This window comes from uncultured Cedecea sp. (assembly GCF_947498825.1).
Classification (GTDB): Bacteria; Pseudomonadota; Gammaproteobacteria; order Enterobacterales; family Enterobacteriaceae; genus JGM124.
This window is the reverse complement of record NZ_CANMLV010000063.1, coordinates 1-579: the sequence shown is the minus strand read 5'-3', so window position 1 is coordinate 579 and position 579 is coordinate 1. Positions and strand designations below refer to the sequence as shown.

Below are 579 nucleotides of genomic sequence, written 5' to 3'. Positions count from 1 at the left end.
GTAATAGCTCACTGGTCGAGTCGGCCTGCGCGGAAGATGTAACGGGGCTAAACTGTGCACCGAAGCTGCGGCAGCGAACGTATCACCCAAGACAACTTCACTGATGTGGAAAAGATTGACGGAGCGAAGCGACGTCAATGCGTCCATAAAAGTCGAGTTGGCTTAGGGATACGTTCGTTGGGTAGGGGAGCGTTCTGTAAGCCGTTGAAGGTGAACTGTGAGGTTTGCTGGAGGTATCAGAAGTGCGAATGCTGACATAAGTAACGATAAAGCGGGTGAAAAGCCCGCTCGCCGGAAGACCAAGGGTTCCTGTCCAACGTTAATCGGGGCAGGGTGAGTCGACCCCTAAGGCGAGGCCGAAAGGCGTAGTCGATGGGAAACAGGTTAATATTCCTGTACTTGGTGTCACTGCGAAGGGGGGACGGAGAAGGCTATGTCAGCCGGGCGACGGTTGTCCCGGTTTAAGCATGTAGGCGGAGTGTTCAGGTAAATCCGGACGCTCTTAACGCTGAGGTGTGACGACGAGGCACTACGGTGCTGAAGTGATAAATGCCCTGCTTCCAGGAAAAGCCTCTAAGC

Annotated in this window: 1 rRNA gene; it reads left to right on the top strand. The window is 54.1% G+C overall.

The window, feature by feature from the left end:
- Nucleotides 1-579, top strand: a 23S ribosomal RNA gene (locus tag Q1A40_RS22930); the annotation flags it as partial.